Annotated in this window: 1 protein-coding gene; it reads right to left on the reverse strand. The window is 54.0% G+C overall.

Annotation, left to right across the window (positions count from 1 at the left end; all coding sequences use genetic code 11):
* Positions 1 to 42: 42 nt before the first annotated feature.
* Positions 43 to 1,127 (reverse strand): IS3 family transposase gene (locus BM040_RS21515; protein WP_139217875.1). Its coding sequence is split into 2 segments (ribosomal slippage): positions 43 to 866 and positions 866 to 1,127, totalling 1,086 coding nucleotides; the frame shifts between segments, so codons are not numbered across the junction.
* Between the last annotated feature and the right edge of the window lie 61 nt (positions 1,128 to 1,188).

The following is a 1,188-nucleotide window of genomic DNA, read 5'->3' on the forward strand; positions in this document are numbered from 1 at the left end:
TGTAAGCTACCCCAGATTTTGAGCCATTGTAAAGTTGGTTTTTCAAGTTACAATTTCCTCCAATAATTCCACCGGTGCTCTGAAATTCAGCCCCTGGTGCGGGCGGTGGTGGTTGTAGTCCTCCATCCACTCCTCAGCTTTCTGGCGCACCTCCGATAGGGTCCTGAACACGTAAGCATTGAGCAGTTCCCTTCTGATGCTGCCGTTGCAGCGCTCGATGTAGGCGTTCTGCATGGGCTTCCCGGGCTGTATAAATACCAGCCTGACCTTGTTCTCCTTGCACCAGCATTCCAACTTATTTGAGATGAACTCCGGCCCGTTGTCCACCCGGATCATCTCCGGCAGCCCCCTGAACTCTCTCAGGTACTCGAGCACCCGGATCAGCCGAAGGGCCGGGATCGACAGGTCCGCCTCCATGGAGAGGATCTCCCGGTTGTAGTCATCGACGATGTTGAGCAGCCGGAACTTTCTGCCGTCCCACAGGCTGTCACTCATGAAGTCCACCGACCAGACCTGATTGATCTTCTCAGGCTGGAAGAGTGCCTGCTTCACGCGTGCGGGCAGCCTTTTCCTGTGTCTTCTCCTGATGTTCAGCTTCAGCTGACTGTAGACCCTATAGACGCGTTTGTGATTCCATGCATGGCCTTTTCTCCTGATTCTATGGAAGCACTGCCAGAAGCCGATGGCCGGGTGCTTTTCCACCAATAGTTGCAGCTGCTCTTCGATTCGGCTATCGTCTTTCTCTACTGGTTTGTACTCATAGGTGCTTCTGGCTACACCCGCCGCCTTGCAGGCCTGACGCACGCTCACCCCATGCTCTTCCACCATAAACCCCACCAGCGCCTTCTTCTCGTCAGGCCCTAGAGCTTTTTTTCAACCGCGTCCTTGAGAGCGTGGTGTACCAGCGAGAGCTCGGCGAACATCTTCTTAAGGCGGGCGTTCTCCTCCTCCAGCTCCTTCATCCGCTTTAGCTCTTTGACTTCCAGTCCTGCGTAGCGCTGGCGCCACTTGTAGAAGGCTGCGGTGGTGATGCCCAGCTCTCGGCAAAGCTCCTGGGCGTTGCGGCCGTTCTCGTGCTCTTTGATGGCCTTGATGATCTGTGATTCTGTGAAGCGTGTCTTTTTCATTGCATTATAAAGTTATAGGTTTTTGTAACTTTACAATGGCCGAAGTTCAGGGAAGTCTACA

Origin of the sequence: Pontibacter chinhatensis (assembly GCF_900113285.1) — a bacterium.
Lineage (GTDB): Bacteria > Bacteroidota > Bacteroidia > Cytophagales > Hymenobacteraceae > Pontibacter > Pontibacter chinhatensis.